Source organism: uncultured Arthrobacter sp., assembly GCF_947493765.1.
In the GTDB taxonomy this organism is placed as follows: domain Bacteria; phylum Actinomycetota; class Actinomycetes; order Actinomycetales; family Micrococcaceae; genus Arthrobacter_D.
In genome coordinates, this window is the sequence record NZ_CANLSZ010000001.1 from 433,642 (window position 1) to 448,547 (window position 14,906).

At 72.1% G+C, this 14,906-nt stretch carries 15 protein-coding genes; 11 read left to right on the forward strand and 4 right to left on the reverse strand.

All coding sequences use genetic code 11. The features are described 5' to 3' along the window. Positions 1-6 precede the first annotated feature (6 nt). From Q0747_RS02025 to Q0747_RS02045, 5 genes are all read left to right on the forward strand, one after another. A complete protein-coding gene (locus Q0747_RS02025) occupies positions 7-654 on the forward strand; it encodes a DUF4129 domain-containing protein (protein WP_298251584.1) in 648 nt (215 codons plus the stop codon). Then, positions 651-2,051 (forward strand): DUF4350 domain-containing protein, encoded by a 1,401-nt coding sequence (locus Q0747_RS02030; RefSeq protein ID WP_298251585.1) that lies wholly within the window; start codon positions 651-653, stop codon positions 2,049-2,051. Before Q0747_RS02025 ends, Q0747_RS02030 begins: the two co-directional genes overlap by 4 nt. A gap of 14 nt (positions 2,052-2,065) precedes the next feature. After that, positions 2,066-3,049 carry a MoxR family ATPase gene (locus tag Q0747_RS02035; RefSeq protein WP_298251752.1) on the forward strand — a complete coding sequence of 328 codons (984 nt, stop codon included), beginning with the start codon at positions 2,066-2,068 and terminating at the stop codon, positions 3,047-3,049. A gap of 46 nt (positions 3,050-3,095) precedes the next feature. After that, the gene (locus tag Q0747_RS02040) at positions 3,096-4,388 is read left to right on the forward strand and encodes a DUF58 domain-containing protein (protein ID WP_298251586.1); all 1,293 of its coding nucleotides are present in this window, start codon (positions 3,096-3,098) and stop codon (positions 4,386-4,388) included. A gap of 101 nt (positions 4,389-4,489) precedes the next feature. After that, positions 4,490-5,158, forward strand: a complete 669-nt coding sequence (locus Q0747_RS02045) for a DUF4166 domain-containing protein (protein ID WP_298251587.1) — start codon at positions 4,490-4,492, stop codon at positions 5,156-5,158. 20 nt (positions 5,159-5,178) lie between these two features. Here the strand turns inward: Q0747_RS02045 and Q0747_RS02050 are convergent, their stop codons facing one another. Genes Q0747_RS02050 through Q0747_RS02065 form a run of 4 tightly spaced genes read right to left on the reverse strand, consistent with a single transcriptional unit; the run spans position 5,179 to position 9,040 of the window. After that, complete coding sequence (locus tag Q0747_RS02050) at positions 5,179-6,231, reverse strand: hypothetical protein (protein ID WP_298251588.1); 1,053 nt, start codon at positions 6,229-6,231, stop codon at positions 5,179-5,181. Then, on the reverse strand, positions 6,224-6,637 hold the full coding sequence (locus Q0747_RS02055; RefSeq protein WP_298251589.1) for a chorismate mutase: 414 nt from the start codon (positions 6,635-6,637) through the stop codon (positions 6,224-6,226). The genes Q0747_RS02050 and Q0747_RS02055 overlap by 8 nt, the downstream gene beginning before the upstream one ends. A gap of 37 nt (positions 6,638-6,674) precedes the next feature. Further along, positions 6,675-7,817, reverse strand: coding sequence for a tRNA 2-thiouridine(34) synthase MnmA (mnmA, locus tag Q0747_RS02060; RefSeq protein WP_298251590.1), 1,143 nt, complete (start codon positions 7,815-7,817; stop codon positions 6,675-6,677). Further along, positions 7,814-9,040, reverse strand: coding sequence for a cysteine desulfurase family protein (locus Q0747_RS02065; protein WP_298251591.1), 1,227 nt, complete (start codon positions 9,038-9,040; stop codon positions 7,814-7,816). The genes mnmA and Q0747_RS02065 overlap by 4 nt, the downstream gene beginning before the upstream one ends. A 1,093-nt stretch (positions 9,041-10,133) precedes the next feature. On the opposite strand from Q0747_RS02065, the gene Q0747_RS02070 reads away from it, so the two are divergent. From Q0747_RS02070 to Q0747_RS02095, 6 genes are all read left to right on the forward strand, one after another. Beyond that, positions 10,134-10,877, forward strand: a complete 744-nt coding sequence (locus tag Q0747_RS02070) for a pyrimidine reductase family protein (protein ID WP_298251592.1) — start codon at positions 10,134-10,136, stop codon at positions 10,875-10,877. Between the two features lie 44 nt (positions 10,878-10,921). Continuing rightward, the gene (locus tag Q0747_RS02075; protein ID WP_298251593.1) at positions 10,922-11,893 is read left to right on the forward strand and encodes a J domain-containing protein; all 972 of its coding nucleotides are present in this window, start codon (positions 10,922-10,924) and stop codon (positions 11,891-11,893) included. Positions 11,894-11,902: 9 nt separating this feature from the next. Then, entirely contained in the window at positions 11,903-12,367 is a 465-nt protein-coding gene (locus Q0747_RS02080) for a tRNA (cytidine(34)-2'-O)-methyltransferase (protein WP_298251594.1), read from the forward strand. A 19-nt stretch (positions 12,368-12,386) separates the two neighbouring features. Beyond that, on the forward strand, positions 12,387-13,205 hold the full coding sequence (locus Q0747_RS02085; protein ID WP_298251595.1) for a class I SAM-dependent methyltransferase: 819 nt from the start codon (positions 12,387-12,389) through the stop codon (positions 13,203-13,205). Between the two features lie 181 nt (positions 13,206-13,386). Beyond that, a complete protein-coding gene (gene sigK, locus Q0747_RS02090; protein ID WP_298251596.1) occupies positions 13,387-14,004 on the forward strand; it encodes an ECF RNA polymerase sigma factor SigK in 618 nt (205 codons plus the stop codon). Position 14,005: 1 nt separating this feature from the next. Further along, entirely contained in the window at positions 14,006-14,881 is an 876-nt protein-coding gene (locus Q0747_RS02095; protein WP_298251597.1) for an anti-sigma factor, read from the forward strand. Positions 14,882-14,906: the final 25 nt, after the last annotated feature.

Here is a 14,906-nt window from a genome sequence, read left to right on the forward strand (position 1 = left end):
CGGCCCGTGATCCTCGGAGCCCTCACGCCCGACGCCGATGAGGCACGCCGGCTCCTCGACGAGGAGCTGTCGAAGCGCGTCTACGTGGAGGCCCGACCGAATCTCGCGGAGCGGATCGTCGAGGACCTCCTGCGCGCCGTCGGCAGGCTCCTCGACGGACTGGGAGCGCTCGGGCCGGGGCCCGGGACGGTCGTCCTCCTGCTCGGGGCCGGGATCGTCGTCGTCCTCGCCGTGATCCTCGTCAGGCCGCGCGCCGATCCGCGGGGTGCCCGACCGGAGCCGGACGTCTTCACCGGCGACGTGAGGCGCTCGGCCGCCGGGCATCGCAGCCGCGCCGTCGACCGCGCGGCTGCTGGGCACTGGAACGAGGCGATCGCCGAACTGCTCCGCGCGATCATCCGCTCGGCGGAGGAACGCGTCCTCGTGGACGAGCAGCCGGGCCGGACGGCGTCAGAGGCTGCGGCGCAGCTCGGCGGCGTGTTTCCCGCCCTGGCCGGGGAGGTCGCCTGGCTCGCCGAACTGTTCAACGAGACCCACTACGGGCGAGGGACCGCGTCGGACCAGCAGTATCGCCGGGCAGCGGAGGTGGACGCCCGGTTCTCCGCCCATCCCGTACGCGGGGCAGCCGCCGAGAGCCCGGCGGCACTGCGGTGAGCGCCCGCACGCGGCGTCCCGGCGCGTCGGCGGTCCCGGCGGCCGTGTCGAAGTCGAAGTCGAAGTCGAAGTCGAAGTCGAAGTCGAAGTCGAAGTCGGCGTCGAAGTCGGAGTGGGAGTCGGCGTCGAAGTCGGAGTTGGAGTCGGCGTCGGCGTCGGCGTCGGCGTCGGAGTTGGAGTCGGCGTCGGCGTCGGCGTCGGCGTCGATGGACCATGCCGGCGGGCCCGAGCCCATGGGCGACGGCGGCAGCGCCCGAGCGACAGCACGGCACCGGATCCGGGGCGCACGTCCCCTCGTGGTGGGCGCCGTCGTCCTGGCGCTCACGGTGCTGATCACCCTCCTCTCCGGCACCGGGGAGGAGGGTGCACCGCTCTCCCCGGAGAATCCCGGCCCCGAGGGGGCACGGGGCGTGGCGCAGGTCCTCGCGGACGAGGGCGTGGACGTGGAGCGCCCCGGATCCTTCGACGAGGCCCTGGCGCTCCTCGACGCCGGACCGGCCACACTGTTCCTCAACGACGCCCGGCAGTACCTCAGCGCCACGCAGATCGCCACCCTGACCACGGCGGCGGACCGCTCGGTACTGGCCGGACCCGGGGCACGGCAGCTCACGGCACTCGGGGAGGACATCGACCTCGTGGGGCCCCTGCCCTTCGACCCGGGTGGCGACACTCCCCCGCCGGAGGCGGCATGCGCCGATCCCCGAGCGAGCGCTGCCGGGACGATCACCGCCACCGGCTCGCTCTACTCGGGGCCCGTCGAGTGCTTCCCGTCCGCCACGGGCGACCCGCCGGGGGGCCTGTACGTCACGGGCGCCGACGGATCCGTGGGGGTCCTCGGCGCGCCGGGCGTCCTCGCGAACCGATCGATCACGGCCGAGGGCAACGCCGCCCTCGCGCTCCAGCTCCTGGGGTCGTCACCGGCGCTCGTCTGGTTCGAGCCCACCGGAGCCGACGTCGCCTCGGTCGGCGAAGGCATCGACCCGCTGACCCTCCTCCCGCCCTGGGTGGACCTGCTGCTCGCCTGGCTCCTCGTCTGTGCCGTCCTCGCCATGCTCTGGCGGGGCCGGCGGATGGGCCCGCTCGCCACCGAGCCCCTGCCCGTCCTCGTGCGCGCCGCGGAGACGGCGGAAGGGCGTGCGCGCCTCTACCAGGACGCGCGCTCCGTCGAGCACGCAGCCGCGACGCTCCGATCGGGCACGCTCACGCGCCTGGCACGGAGTCTCCGGGTGGACCACTCCGCCCCGGCGTCAGAGATCATCGATGCCGCCGCGCGCAGGAGCGGGTACCCGCGCGAGGAGCTCGAGCGACGCCTGCTGCACCGCCCCACCACGAACCGTGAGCTCGTGCCCTGGTCGCAGGGACTGCTCGACCTCGAGAAGGAGATCACCCCGCCATGACCCATCCCGACCAGATGCAGGACATCGCCGATCAGGACGCCACCGACGGCGAGTCGACGCGCGCCGCGCTCCTGCGTGTCCGTACGGAGGTCGGCAAGTCGATCGTGGGCCAGGACGCGGCGGTGACCGGTCTGCTCATCGGCCTGCTCGCCGACGGCCACGTCCTGCTCGAGGGCGTGCCCGGCGTCGCCAAGACCCTGCTCGTCCGGACCCTCGCCACGGCCCTGGACCTGGACACCCGGCGTGTGCAGTTCACCCCTGACCTCATGCCCGGTGACATCACCGGGTCCCTCGTCTACGAGGCGAGGACCTCCGGGTTCAGCTTCCGGGAGGGCCCGGTCTTCACCAATATCCTGCTCGCCGACGAGATCAACCGCACGCCACCGAAGACCCAGGCGGCGCTGCTCGAGGCGATGGAGGAGCGGCAGGTCTCGGTGGACGGCACCTCCCGCCCGCTACCCGCGCCGTTCATCGTCGCCGCCACGCAGAACCCCGTCGAGTACGAGGGCACCTACCCCCTCCCCGAGGCCCAGCTCGACCGCTTCCTGCTCAAGCTGACGCTCCCGCTGCCGCAGCGCGACGACGAGATCGAGGTGATCCGCCGCCACAGCGTCGGCTTCGACCCCCGGGATCTCCACGCCGCGGGCGTCCGGGCCGTCGCGGACGCCTCGGACATCGGGCGCGCACGGGCCGCGGTGGCGCGCGTCGCCGTCGCCCCCGAGGTCCTCGCCTACATCGTGGACCTCGTGCGCGCCACGCGGGTCTCGCCGTCGTTCCAGCTCGGAGTCTCCCCGCGTGGTGCCACGGCCCTGCTGAACACCGCGCGGGCCTGGGCGTGGCTGTCCGGGCGGTCCTTCGTCACGCCCGACGACGTCAAGGCCCTCACCCTGCCCGCCCTGCGGCACCGGGTGGCGCTGCGCCCCGAGGCGCAGATGGACGGGGTCGACGCCGACGCCGTGCTCGGCACCATCCTCAGCACCGTCGCCGTCCCGCGGTAGACCAGCCCGTCCCCGCCCCGCCCACCGCACCCGAGAGGAGCCCTCCATGGTGATCACCGGACGCCTCGTGCTCCTGGCACTGCTCGGCGTCGTGCCCGTCATCGTGTATCCGGGCAGCACCTCGATCCTGCTGTGGGCGCTGCTGCTGATCGTGCTGGCGGCTCTCGACGTGGCTCTCGCGGCGTCCCCGCGCCGGATCGGCATCACCCGCACACTGCCCGACGGCGTGCGCCTGGGCGAGGAGTGCGACAGCGCCCTCGTGCTGCGGAACCACACCGCACGAAGGATGCGGGCGACCTTCCGCGAAACCTGGCAGCCCTCGGCCGGGGCGCGGGATCCCGAGCAGAGGGTCGCCCTGCCCCGGGGTGAGGCACGTCGGAGGACCGTCCGCCTGCGTCCGGTACGCCGGGGGATCCTGCGGGTCGACACCGTCACCGTCCGCAGCGCCGGACCCCTCGGTCTGGCCGCCCGGCAGATCACCGTGCCGGCACCGGGCGTGCTCCGGGTGCTCCCGCCCTTCCACTCCAGGCGGCACCTCCCCTCGAAGCTCCGCAAACTGCGGGAGCTCGACGGCCGCTCCGCCGTGCAGCTCAGGGGGGCGGGCACCGAGTTCGACTCCCTGCGCGACTACGTCCGCGGCGACGACGTCCGATCCATCGACTGGCGCGCGACGGCGAGGCGCCGCGGCACGGTGGTCCGCACCTGGCGGCCCGAGCGGGACCGGCGTGTCGTCGTCGTGCTCGACACCTCCCGCACGTCGGCGGGTCGCATCCTCGACGAACCGCGGCTGGACACCGGGATCGAGGCGGCGCTGCTGCTCTCCGTCCTGGCCGAGCGCGGCGGCGACAAGGTGCACTTCCTCGCGTTCGACCGCAGGCTCCGGGCGCGCGTCGACTCCTCGGCACGCGGAAACCTGCTGAGCGCCCTCGTGACCGCCATGGCACCCCTGGAGCCGGAACTGATCGAGGCCGACTGGTCGCGGGTGCCCGCCCAGGTGCGCTCCGCCTCCCCGCACCGGTCGCTCGTGGTGCTGCTGACCTCCCTCGACTCCGGGTCCGTGGAGGAGGGCCTGCTGCCCGCCCTTCCGGGCCTGACCGAGAGGCACGTGGTGGTGGTCGCCTCGGTGCGCGATCCACGGCTCGAGGACCTGCGGGCCGACCGGTCCACGGCGTCCGCCACGTTCCGTGCGGCGGCCGCGGAACGCGCCCTGCTGGACCGGGCCGCCGTCGCCCGGCAACTCCGCCTGCTCGGCGCCGAGGTGGTCGACGCCGTACCCGCGGAGCTGCCGCCCCGGCTCGCGGACACCTACATCCGCCTCAAGGCGGCGGGACGCCTGTGACTGGCTTCGAGTGTCGACGCCCGTCCGAGCCTGCGGGCCCACGGACTGTTCACGGCCCGCATCATGGTTGACTGGGTGTCCGAGCGACGGAAGTGGGCGGCATGATCTCGATCTACCAGGAAGCGATGGGACGCGAGTTCGGCAGGCTCCAGCCCGAACTGCGCGAGTACTTCGGTCTCCACGCCGAGAGTGGCCTCGCGGGATTCGGGCGCGGGGTGTTCGACGTCGCCGGCTGCACCGCTTGGTTCGCGCGGCCCGCCTTCCGGCTCACCGCGCTCGAGAACGCCTTCTTCCCCGAGTACAACAGCGATGTCCCCTTCACCATCAGGAACTACCCGCACCTGGATCCGTTCGGCCGCCCGTCGCTCACCGCGCGGCGCGAGCTCGACTTCGGGACGGCCCTGCGCGTCTTCGAGGACACCACCTCGCTGCAGGACGGTGTGCTGACCGACTACGTGGGCCGGCACCGCCGCATGGCCACCCTGCTCACGTGCACGGCAACCCGCGAGGGGCGCATCCGCATGGTCTCCTCACAGACCCGGATCTTCGCCGGACTCCGCCTGCCCCTGCCCGACGCCGTCGGCGCGCTCGCCTACGTGGAGCAGTGGTGGGACGACACCACGGGACTCTTCAAAATCACCACCCGCGTGGTCCACCGGCAGCTCGGCACCCTTCTCGTCTATGCCGGTGGTTTCGACTACACGCTCGAGGAGTTCGACGGCGTCCTGCCCGAGGGTGCCCGGCCGGACCGCTGGGAAGCCCGCGTCTGAGCCACTTCGCCGCCCGGAGCTCAGCCCTCGGCTCGGAGCTGGTCCAGGGCGTCGGCGGCGCGGACCAGTCTGGTGAGCATGGCCACGGCATCCGCGGGCGAGCGCCCGGCCGGTCCGGGGAGCGTGGTGACGGTCAGGGCGGAGAGCGCGGCGACGGGCAGACCCACGCGGTTCCAGGCGGCCCGTACCGGCTCGACCAGCGAGCTGACCTGAGGCACCGGGTGCCCGGGATCGAGGATGGCGAGCCAGAGCCGACGTCCGCCCTCGACGTCCTCGGCCAGGGCGTCCCACTGCCGGTCGGAGACCGCCGACAACTCCAGGACGAGGGCCTCCACCGCACTCGAGCGGGCGGCCTCGAACGCCACGTCTCCCCGTCCCGGAGCGACGACCGTGCCGGTCGCCCCGGCGGCGAGCGCGGAGTCCGTCACGAGGTCCCACGCCTCCGTGGCCTCGCGGCGATCGATCGCCCGGAGGGTCCGGTAGCCACTGGCGGTCGGGATGCTCCCGGTGAGGACGGCCTCCGCGGCCGGCTCGTCGAGCTGGAGCAGTATCCCCGCCCCGCGCGCCACGGAGGCCACACGCCGGACCAGCTCCGCCGCCCCGGCTGCGAGCGACGCGTACAGCTCCCGCCGGGCACCGTGATCGAGGAGTACCCGTTCGCCGCTGTGCAGATGGACGCCGGCCGCCAGTGAGAGCGGGCCCTGCAGATGCAGGACCAGGCGCGACGCCGGTCGCTCCTCCGCCCCGGCGATGTCCCCGAGGGCGTTGATGTCCGAGGAGAGGGCCGACTCGGCGCGCCGCTGGTCCTTGCCGGGCCGCTGGGTGAGGCGCCACCCGTGCGGCTGGAGATCGAAGGGCAGCTCGACCAGCATGCCGAGCGTGCGTCCTGTGGCGTCACTGCCCGGTCCGCGGGCCGGGAGGGCCGGAAGGAACGGCGGATTGACACCTCCGAGTTCGCCGCGGATCGCCCGGTTCGCCTCGAGCGGGTCCACTCCGGGCCAGTCACCGGCCCCGGTGGCGGTCACCGCGGATCCCCCGGCGTCGCCGTCCTGCTCCCTGCTGTCCTCACGCACGCTCGTCGCGCCCCTCCGCCGTGTTCTCGGACGCGGGACGGCCGGCACCCGGTGCGGGTCTCCGGCTCTCGGAGATGGCCTGGTGGTGCTGGATCACCTCGGAGATGATGAAGTTGAGGAACTTCTCGGCGAAGGCGGGATCGAGCTGGGCCTCCTCCGCGAGCATCCTGAGCCGGGCGATCTGGGCCGACTCCCGCTGCGGGTCGCCCGCCGGCAGATCGTGCTCGGCCTTCAGGTGCCCCACACGCTGCGTCGCCTTGAAGCGTTCGGCCAGGAGGTAGACGAGGGTCGCGTCGATGTTGTCGATGGAGCTCCTCACGGAGAGGAGTTCGGCCATCACCTCGGGGGCCACGTCCCCTGCGAGCGAGGATGCTGCCGGATCGAAACCACTGTGCGGGTGCGTCATGCCACCAGTCAAGCAGACGCCGTCGGCGGGCCGTGCACTACCCCTGCAGGGCGGCCGGCTCGGGACGGAGCGCGGACCGCGCGGAATCGATGGTGGCCTGGCCGAGCACGCGCGTGCCCTGGTAGAGCACCACCGTCTGCCCGGGCGCCACACCGCGCATCGGCTCCACGAGGCGCACCACGAGCTGCTGCGCGCCGTCGTCGTCCCGCTCGACCCGCGCGCGGGCAGCCACCGGGTCGCCGTGCGCCCGCACCTGGGCCATGCAGTCGAACTCCTCGCCCGAGCGCGCCTCGTGGATCGGCAGACCTGCCCAGGACACCTTGATGCCGCGCATCTCGTCGATGGCGAGCAGATGCTCCGGACCGACCACCACTTCGTTCTGCTTGGGGCGGATCTCGAGTACGAAGCGCGGCTTGCCGTCCGCTGCGGGCGTGCCGAGCTTGAGGCCCCGGCGCTGCCCCACGGTGAAGGCGTTCGCCCCGGGGTGGCTGCCGATGCGCTCGCCGTCGACGTCGAGGATGTCGCCCTCGGTCAGCTCGATGCGCTCCTCGAGCCAGCCGCGCGTGTCGCCGTCGGGGATGAAGCAGATGTCGTGGCTGTCGGGCTTGTTCGCGACGGAGAGCCCGCGGCGCTCGGCCTCCGCGCGGACCTCCGCCTTCGACGGCGTGGCCGCCAGCGGGAACATGGAGTGCTCGAGCTGCTCGTGCGTGAGGACCCCGAGCACGTAGGACTGGTCCTTGGCCCAGTCCGCTGCCCGGTGGAGCTCCGGGTTGCCGTCGGCGTCGCGGAGGACGGTGGCGTAGTGGCCGGTGCAGACGGCGTCGAAGCCGAGCGCGAGTGCCTTCTCCAGCAGCGCGGCGAACTTGATGCGCTCGTTGCAGCGCATGCAGGGATTGGGTGTGCGGCCCGCCGCGTACTCGGCGATGAAGTCGTCGACGACGTCCTCCTTGAAGCGCTCCGAGAAGTCCCAGACGTAGTACGGGATGCCGAGGATGTCGCAGGCGCGCCAGGCGTCGCGGGAGTCCTCGATGGTGCAGCATCCCCGGCTGCCGGTGCGCAGCGTGCCGGGCATGCGGGAGAGCGCCAGGTGCACGCCGACGACGTCGTGCCCCGCGTCCACGGCGCGCGCCGCCGCCACTGCGGAGTCGACGCCGCCGCTCATCGCTGCCAGAACCCTCATGATGAAAAACCCGTTCCTGCCGTCTGGATGGTTGATGCGTGCCCGGCCATGCCGGCCTTGCGTGCCCGTGTGTAGGCTTCGCCGATGGCGGCTACCACGGCGGCAACGTCGTCGGCCGTGGATGTATGCCCGAGACTGAACCGTTGCGCGCCGCGGGCCTCGTCCTCGCTCAGCCCCATGGCCAGCAGCACGTGGGACGGGCGGGGGACGCCCGCCGTGCAGGCCGAGCCCGTGGAGGACTCGATGCCGGCCAGATCGAGGAGGAACAGGAGCGAGTCCCCCTCGCAGCCGGGGAAGGTGAAGTGCGCATTGCCGGGCAGTCTCGTCCCCTCGACAGCGGGGTGCGTCACCCCGCGCAGCACGGCCTCCGGGACCTCCCGGGAGATCCCCTCGATGAGTCGGTCACGCAGCGCCGCGAGTCGCGGCTCCTCGACCGGGAGGCGCGCGACGGCGTCCTCGGCCGCCGCGGCGAAGGCGGCGATGCCTGCCCGGTCGAGGGTGCCTGATCTGATGTCGCGCTCCTGGCCTCCCCCGTGCTGCACGGGCATCAGGGTGACGGCTCTGCCCACCAGGAGTGCCCCGACGCCCACCGGTCCACCGATCTTGTGGGCGCTGACGGCCATGGTGGCGAGCCCGGAGTCGGCGAAGGAGACCGGGATCGAGCCGAAGGCCTGCACCGCGTCGCTGTGCACCGGGATGCCGTGGCGGGCGGCCTCGGCCACGACCTCCCGGACGGGCTGCACCGTCCCGACCTCGTTGTTGGCCCACATCACGGTGACCAGTGCCGTCCGGTCGGCGCCGTCCGCGAGCGCCGCGCGGAGTGTGTCGAGGGACACCAGGCCGGTCTCGTCGACGGGCAGCCAGCGGACCTCGGCGCCCTCGTGGCGTTCGAGCCACTCGACGGCGTCCTGCACGGCGTGGTGCTCCACCGCGCTGCAGAGGATCCTCGTGCGGCGTGGGTCGGCTGCTCTGCGTGCCCAGTACAGGCCCTTGACTGCCAGATTGTCGGCTTCGGTCCCGCCGGAGGTGAAGACGATCTCGGAAGCGTGGGCCCCGGCGGCTGCCGCCACGCGCTCCCTGGCGTCCTCCACCGAGCGTCGGGCACGGCGGCCCGAGCCGTGCAGGGAGGAGGGGTTCCCGCCCCGGCTGAGTTCGTGGGTGAGTGCGGCGAGCGCCGGCGCCAAGATCGGCGTGGTCGCCGCGTGGTCGACATACACGGGCATGCCTCGATTCTACGGGCGCCACGCCGTCGGGCCGATTCCGGTGCTTCCTTGTGCCCCGGACACTGTGGCTGCTCGCCCGGTGCTCGGCTGTGCGGTCATCTCTCCCACTGTTCACGCCCGGGCAGTGGGAACGACGCACCACTCCCTGCCCGCCCCGTCGTCCCTCCCAGTGCTCGCCCCCGAATACCGGGAACGATGCAGCACTCCCCGCCGGCACGGCACACCCTCCCACTACTCGAGCCCGGTCGGTGGGATTGAGCGCCCGTTCCCACTGGTGGACCCCGAGTACTGGGAACGACGCACTACGCCCAACCTGCACCGTCGTCCCTCCCACTGCTCGCCCCCGAGAACTGGGAACGACGCACTACGCCCCGCCCGCACGGCACCCCCTCCCAGTGCTCGAGCCCGGTCGGTGGGATTGAACGCCGGTTCCGCCCCTCCTGGCCGCCCTTCCCACTGCTCGCCCCCGAATACCGGGAACGATGCAGCACTCCCCGCCGGCACGGCACACCCTCCCACTACTCGAGCCCGGTCGGTGGGATTGAGCGCCCGTTCCCACTGCTGGACCCCGAGAACTGGGAACGATGCACCACTCTCCGCCTGCACCGTCGTCCCTCCCGCTGCTCGCCGCCGAAAACTGGGAACGAAGCACTACGCCCCGCCCGCGCCGTCGTTCCTCCCACTGCTCGAGCCCGGTCGGTGGGATTGAAGGCTGGTTCCGATCCGCTCAGGCCCCCTTCCCACTGGTGGAACCGGAGTACTGGGAACGATGCACTACTCCCCGCCTGCACGGCACTCCCTCCCACTACTCGAGCCCGGTCAGTGGGATTGAGCGCCCGTTCCCACTGCTCGCTCCCGAGTAGTGGGAACGACGCACTACGCCCAACCTGCACGGCCGTCCCTCCCACTGCTCGCCCCCGAGAACTGGGAGCGACGCACTACGCCCCGCCCGCGCCGTCGTCCCTCCCACTGACGAACCCCGAACACCGGGAGCGACGCAGCACCGATCCCGGACCGCCACCGCGGTGGAGCGCTGTCGGGACGCGACCCGGCCACGCAATACCATGGGCGGTATGAACGAAGCGTCCGCCCCATGATCACCGCCCTCGTCCCCGCGTCCAGCGGGGAGATCGACGACGACGCACTGCACCGCATCTACGCCTACCCTGCGACGTCCGAACCCTACGTCCGTTTCAACTTCATCGCCGCGGCCGACGGCGCCGCCACGACGGGCGGGCTCTCGGCAGGGCTGGGGAACGACGGCGACAAGCGGGTCTTCGCCGTCCTGCGGCGCCTTGCCGACGTCGTCCTGGTCGGGGCGGGAACCGTGCGGGCCGAAGGGTACGCGGGCGATCTCGTCGATGCGGATGCACGCTCCTGGCGGGCGGCCCGGGGTGCGGCTGCGCATCCGGCGATCGCCGTCATCTCGGGCAGTCTGGACCTCGACCCGGCGAGCGATTTCTTCACCGACGCCCCTGTGCGTCCGCTCGTGCTGACGAGCAGCAGCGCCCCGGCCGGGAAGCGCACGGTCCTGGCCGCCGTGGCCGACGTCGTCGACTGCGGCACGGACCGGGTGGACGCCCCCGCGATCCTGGCGGAGCTCGGCCGCCGAGGCCTGCCGAAGATCCTGTGCGAGGGTGGTCCCGCCGTCCTCGGCGACTTCACCGGCTCCGACGTCGTGGACGAGCTCTGCCTCTCGATCAGCCCGGTGCTCGCCGGCGGCGCCGGCCCCCGGATCGCAGTGGGCGAGAGTCCCGACGAGCCGATCGGGCTGGTCCTGTCCTCGCTGCTCACGGAGGACTCCGCGCTCTACACGCGCTACCGCCGGGCCCACTGAGCCCCCGCGACCGCTCCACTCCTCATCACCGAAAGGCTGCATAGATGGCAGAGGCACCACGGAAGTCGTTCTACGACATCCTCGGCGTGTCCCCCGGAGCAGATGCCAGGCAGATCAAGAGCGCCTACCGCCGGGCGGCACGCGCCGCCCACCCGGACCTCGGTGGTAGTGCCACGGCGTTCCACGACGTCGCGGTGGCCTTCGAGACGCTGGGCGATCCCCAGCTCCGGAAGCGCTACGACGCCGACACCGGCCGTCCGTCCGCCGTCCGCCCGTCCGGAGCGAACCCCACTGCCGGCGGGACCGGCACGACGACGGCGCGATCCGCCCCGACCCGCCCGAGGCGCACCACGACGGACGACGAGGACGCCGCCGGCGCGCCCCCGATCTATTTGCCCGCATTCTCCCCCGGCAGTCCTCCGGCCGTGCCGCTGATCCTCGCCGGCCGGCAGCTCCACGGGTCCGTCCGGCAGCCCGGGATTCTCGCGCGCCTGTCCTCCGGGTCGCGCAGCCGCACCGACGGCGAGACCCGGACGGCCGCGCTGCTCGAGCGTGCCCTCCTGCCCGGATACCCCGCTGCACGGCTCGTCAACGGCGTCGTGTTCGACGACCGGGACAGAACGACAGCCGGCCACGTGCTGCTCGCCGGGTACCGGATCGCCGTGATCGACTCCTTCACGGCACCGCCGGGGAACTTCTCCTGGGACGGCCGTGTCCTGCGGCACCAGGGCCGCAGGATCGACCTCGGGTTGCCGCAGACGGTGCGCGCCGTCCAGGAGCTGTTCCCCGATCTCAATGTGGCGGGCTGGGTGGTGGTGCACGGGGCTCCGGACAACCCGTTCGCTCCCGTGATCGACGTGCCGCCGGGCTTCGACCGGTCCTCGCCCACCACCGTCCAGGTGGTGAACGCAGGAACGGCCGTCCGCACCATCCGCTCCTTCCTCGCCGCGGGACCGTCGCCGAACGTGGTGCAGCTCCCGGTCCTCGCGCGGCTGCTGGCCCTCACCGAAAGCTAGGATGATCCGGTGTTCCGCATCCTGTTCCACACCCCCGAGATCCCCGGCAATACCGGTGCGGCGATCCGCCTCGCCGCCGTCGCCGGAGCGGAGCTCCACCTCGTGGAACCGCTCGGCTTCAGTCTCGAGGATTCCAAACTGAGGCGGGCGGGCCTCGACTACCACGATCTCACCGTCCTCCACGTGCACAGCAGTCTCGAGACCGCCTGGGCCGCACTGCGACCCGAGCGGGTCTTCGCCTACACCTCCGAGGGCGATGTCGCCTACACCGACCTCGCCTACGAGCCCGGGGACGTGCTGCTCTTCGGCCGCGAATCGGACGGCCTCCCCGACGACGTGAAGCACGACCCGCGCATCACAGCCCGGGTACGCGTCCCCATGCTGCCCGCACGCCGATCGCTCAATCTGGCCAATACCGCATCCATCGTCCTCTACGAGGCCTGGCGTCAACAGGGCTTCGCCGGAGCACTGTGACCTACGATCTGGAGTTCCCATGACCGCCCGCCCTGCAGCGACCCTGCCCGACGACGGGGCCGAGGACTACGACCGTCTCGCCCCCGCGGTCTGGAACCCCGTGAGCAACGCCGTGGTGGCCGCGGCGGACATCCTGCCGGGGGAACGGGTCCTCGACGTCCACGCGGGCACCGGCTCCGGGACGGTCCCCGCCGCGCAGCTGGCCGGCCCGGGCGGACACGTCGACGCCGTCGAGCGCTCGGCGGCCATGCTGACCCTGGCCAAGGCCAAGACCGAGGCCCTCGGCCTCGGGAACGTCTCCTTCAGCCACTCCGATCCCGCAGGGTGGAACTCCGCGGAGCAGTACGACGCCGTCATCAGCTCCTACGGGGTCTTCCTGCTCCAGGACATGGACGCCGACATGGACCGTATCCTCACCCTGCTGCGCCCCGGCGGCCGGATCGCCCTGAGCACCTGGGACCAGGGCGCCCTCACGCCCTTCGGTGATCTGCTCCTGGAGGCGATCCGCTCCACCGGCGTGCACCCGTCCGCCGAGGCCGCCACCGTCCCGGTCTTCGTCGAGAACTGCCGGAGGCTCGCGCCGGAGGAGCGACTGCAGGAGTGGCTCCTCGCGCGTGGCCTGAACGACGTGGGCGTGGAGAAGCTCGGACTGACCGTCCCGCTCGAGGCGGACCACGCGTGGTCACTCGCCCTGGCCAGCGGGTACCGCGGCCTCCTGCCCGAGGAGCCGGAGGCCCTGCAGCGCGTCCGCACCGCCCTGGTGGACAGCCTCGGTGACGATTTCGTGCTCTCGGCGGACTCCCTGATCGCCGTCGGCACCGTGGGTCCTGACGCCTGAGGACACCGGCCGCCCATCCGCCTGCCCACCGGATCCGAATTCCTCGTGTCAGGTAGGTCAACGCGGAAGAGGCAGGAACACCAGGATGGTTCATACACGGCAGGGCCTGTTGCGCAGCCTCCGCCGCGAGCCATCGACCCATATTCAGTTTCGACGCACCGGCACTTTATGCTGGAACCCTATGGATACGCCACGAGCACACCGGGTCAGCCCGATCGCCGCTGCACGGCAGGATCCGGGGTCCGACGCCGGTGGCACCCCCACCCTGACGGACCTGCTGGTCCGCGTGGCGCGGCAGGACCGGTCCGCGTTCGAACTGTTCTACGAGCAGACGAGTCGACGGGTCTACGGACTAGCGCGACGCGTCCTCATCGATCCCGATCTGAGCGAGGACGCCACCCAGGAGGTCTACCTCCAGGTCTGGAACACCGCCGAACGCTTCAACCCGGCCCTCGGCAGTCCCATGGCCTGGCTGATGACCCTGGCACACCGACGCGCGGTGGACAAGGTGCGCTCCGAGCAGAGCGCCACCGATCGCGAGGCGCGCTACGGCGCCGCCACACAGACCATCGAGCACGACGACGTCGTGGACACCGTGACGCAGCGCCTCGAGGCGCAGAGCGTGGTCGACTGCCTCGGAACACTCACGGAGACGCAGCAGGAATCGGTCCGGATGGCCTATTATGGCGGGTTCACCTATCGGGAGGTCGCCGAGAAACTCGGCGTCGCCGTGCCCACCATCAAATCGAGGATCCGCGACGGCCTGATCCGACTCAAGACGTGCCTGGGGGTTTCCTGATATGCCGGACAAGAACATGAGCAGGCAGTTCGCCGACGATCTCGAGACCGATCTGGCCCGCGGCCACGTCCTCGAGTGGGCGGAACTGTACGCCCTCGACGCGATCAGTGCCGACGAGCGCCGTGCCATCAAGGCCTTCCTCCAGGATGCCGACTCCTCCGTCGCGTCGATCTTCTCCGACCGGGTCCGCACCTGCCGGGACACGATCACGGCCACCTACACCACGGCCCCGCTGGACCCGCCGGCCGATCTCTTCGAGCGCATCCTCGCGCAGCTTCCCGGTGGTGCGGGCGGAGTACGCGCTCGCACCATGTCCGGATCGACGCCCGCCGGACCTGCGCCGGTCGCCCCTGCCGAGAAGGACGGCGACGTGGTGGCGGGAGAGCGCCGCGACGAGCTGTCGGAGCGCCGCGCGAGGAGGACCTCGCGGTCCGGGCGGGCGGCGCGATGGACCATGGCCGCCGCAGCGGCCGCTGTTCTCGTCGTGGGTGGTGTGACGGTGTCGCAGAATCTGCAGGAGAGCACGCTCGAGGACCAGGTGCTCCAGGCCCAGGACGTCAGGACCGAACAGCTCCGCCTCGAGGCCGGCGGCACCGCGGATCTCGCGGTCTCCGGTTCGGAGGACGCCGCGGTCGTCACGCTCACCGGGGTTCCGGCACCGGCCGAAGGATCGGTCTACCAGATGTGGCGCATCCCCGCCGACGGGTCGGCCCCCGTCTCGGTCGGCACCATGACGGAGGACGACGTCGACGGCGGCAAGTCCACCGAGATCACGGACATCAGCGGCCTCAGTGCCCTCGCCATCACCGTGGAGCCCGAGGGCGGGTCGACCACGCCGACGCTGCCCATCGTCGCCCAGATCCCCCTCGGGGCCTGAGCCGGGTCCTGACCGACCTCCGGCC

What these genes read in the sequence shown, in the direction of transcription:
- Q0747_RS02040 (WP_298251586.1), top strand. Translation starts at nt 3,096, where the DNA reads ATGGTGATCACCGGACGCCTCGTGCTCCTGGCACTGCTCGGCGTCGTG.
- mnmA (WP_298251590.1), bottom strand. Translation starts at nt 7,817, where the DNA reads ATGAGGGTTCTGGCAGCGATGAGCGGCGGCGTCGACTCCGCAGTGGCG.
- Q0747_RS02085 (WP_298251595.1), top strand. Translation starts at nt 12,387, where the DNA reads ATGACCGCCCGCCCTGCAGCGACCCTGCCCGACGACGGGGCCGAGGAC.
- Q0747_RS02095 (WP_298251597.1), top strand. Translation starts at nt 14,006, where the DNA reads ATGCCGGACAAGAACATGAGCAGGCAGTTCGCCGACGATCTCGAGACC.
- Q0747_RS02070 (WP_298251592.1), top strand. Translation starts at nt 10,134, where the DNA reads ATGATCACCGCCCTCGTCCCCGCGTCCAGCGGGGAGATCGACGACGAC.
- Q0747_RS02035 (WP_298251752.1), top strand. Translation starts at nt 2,066, where the DNA reads ATGCAGGACATCGCCGATCAGGACGCCACCGACGGCGAGTCGACGCGC.
- sigK (WP_298251596.1), top strand. Translation starts at nt 13,387, where the DNA reads ATGGATACGCCACGAGCACACCGGGTCAGCCCGATCGCCGCTGCACGG.
- Q0747_RS02045 (WP_298251587.1), top strand. Translation starts at nt 4,490, where the DNA reads ATGATCTCGATCTACCAGGAAGCGATGGGACGCGAGTTCGGCAGGCTC.
- Q0747_RS02075 (WP_298251593.1), top strand. Translation starts at nt 10,922, where the DNA reads ATGGCAGAGGCACCACGGAAGTCGTTCTACGACATCCTCGGCGTGTCC.
- Q0747_RS02055 (WP_298251589.1), bottom strand. Translation starts at nt 6,637, where the DNA reads ATGACGCACCCGCACAGTGGTTTCGATCCGGCAGCATCCTCGCTCGCA.
- Q0747_RS02065 (WP_298251591.1), bottom strand. Translation starts at nt 9,040, where the DNA reads ATGCCCGTGTATGTCGACCACGCGGCGACCACGCCGATCTTGGCGCCG.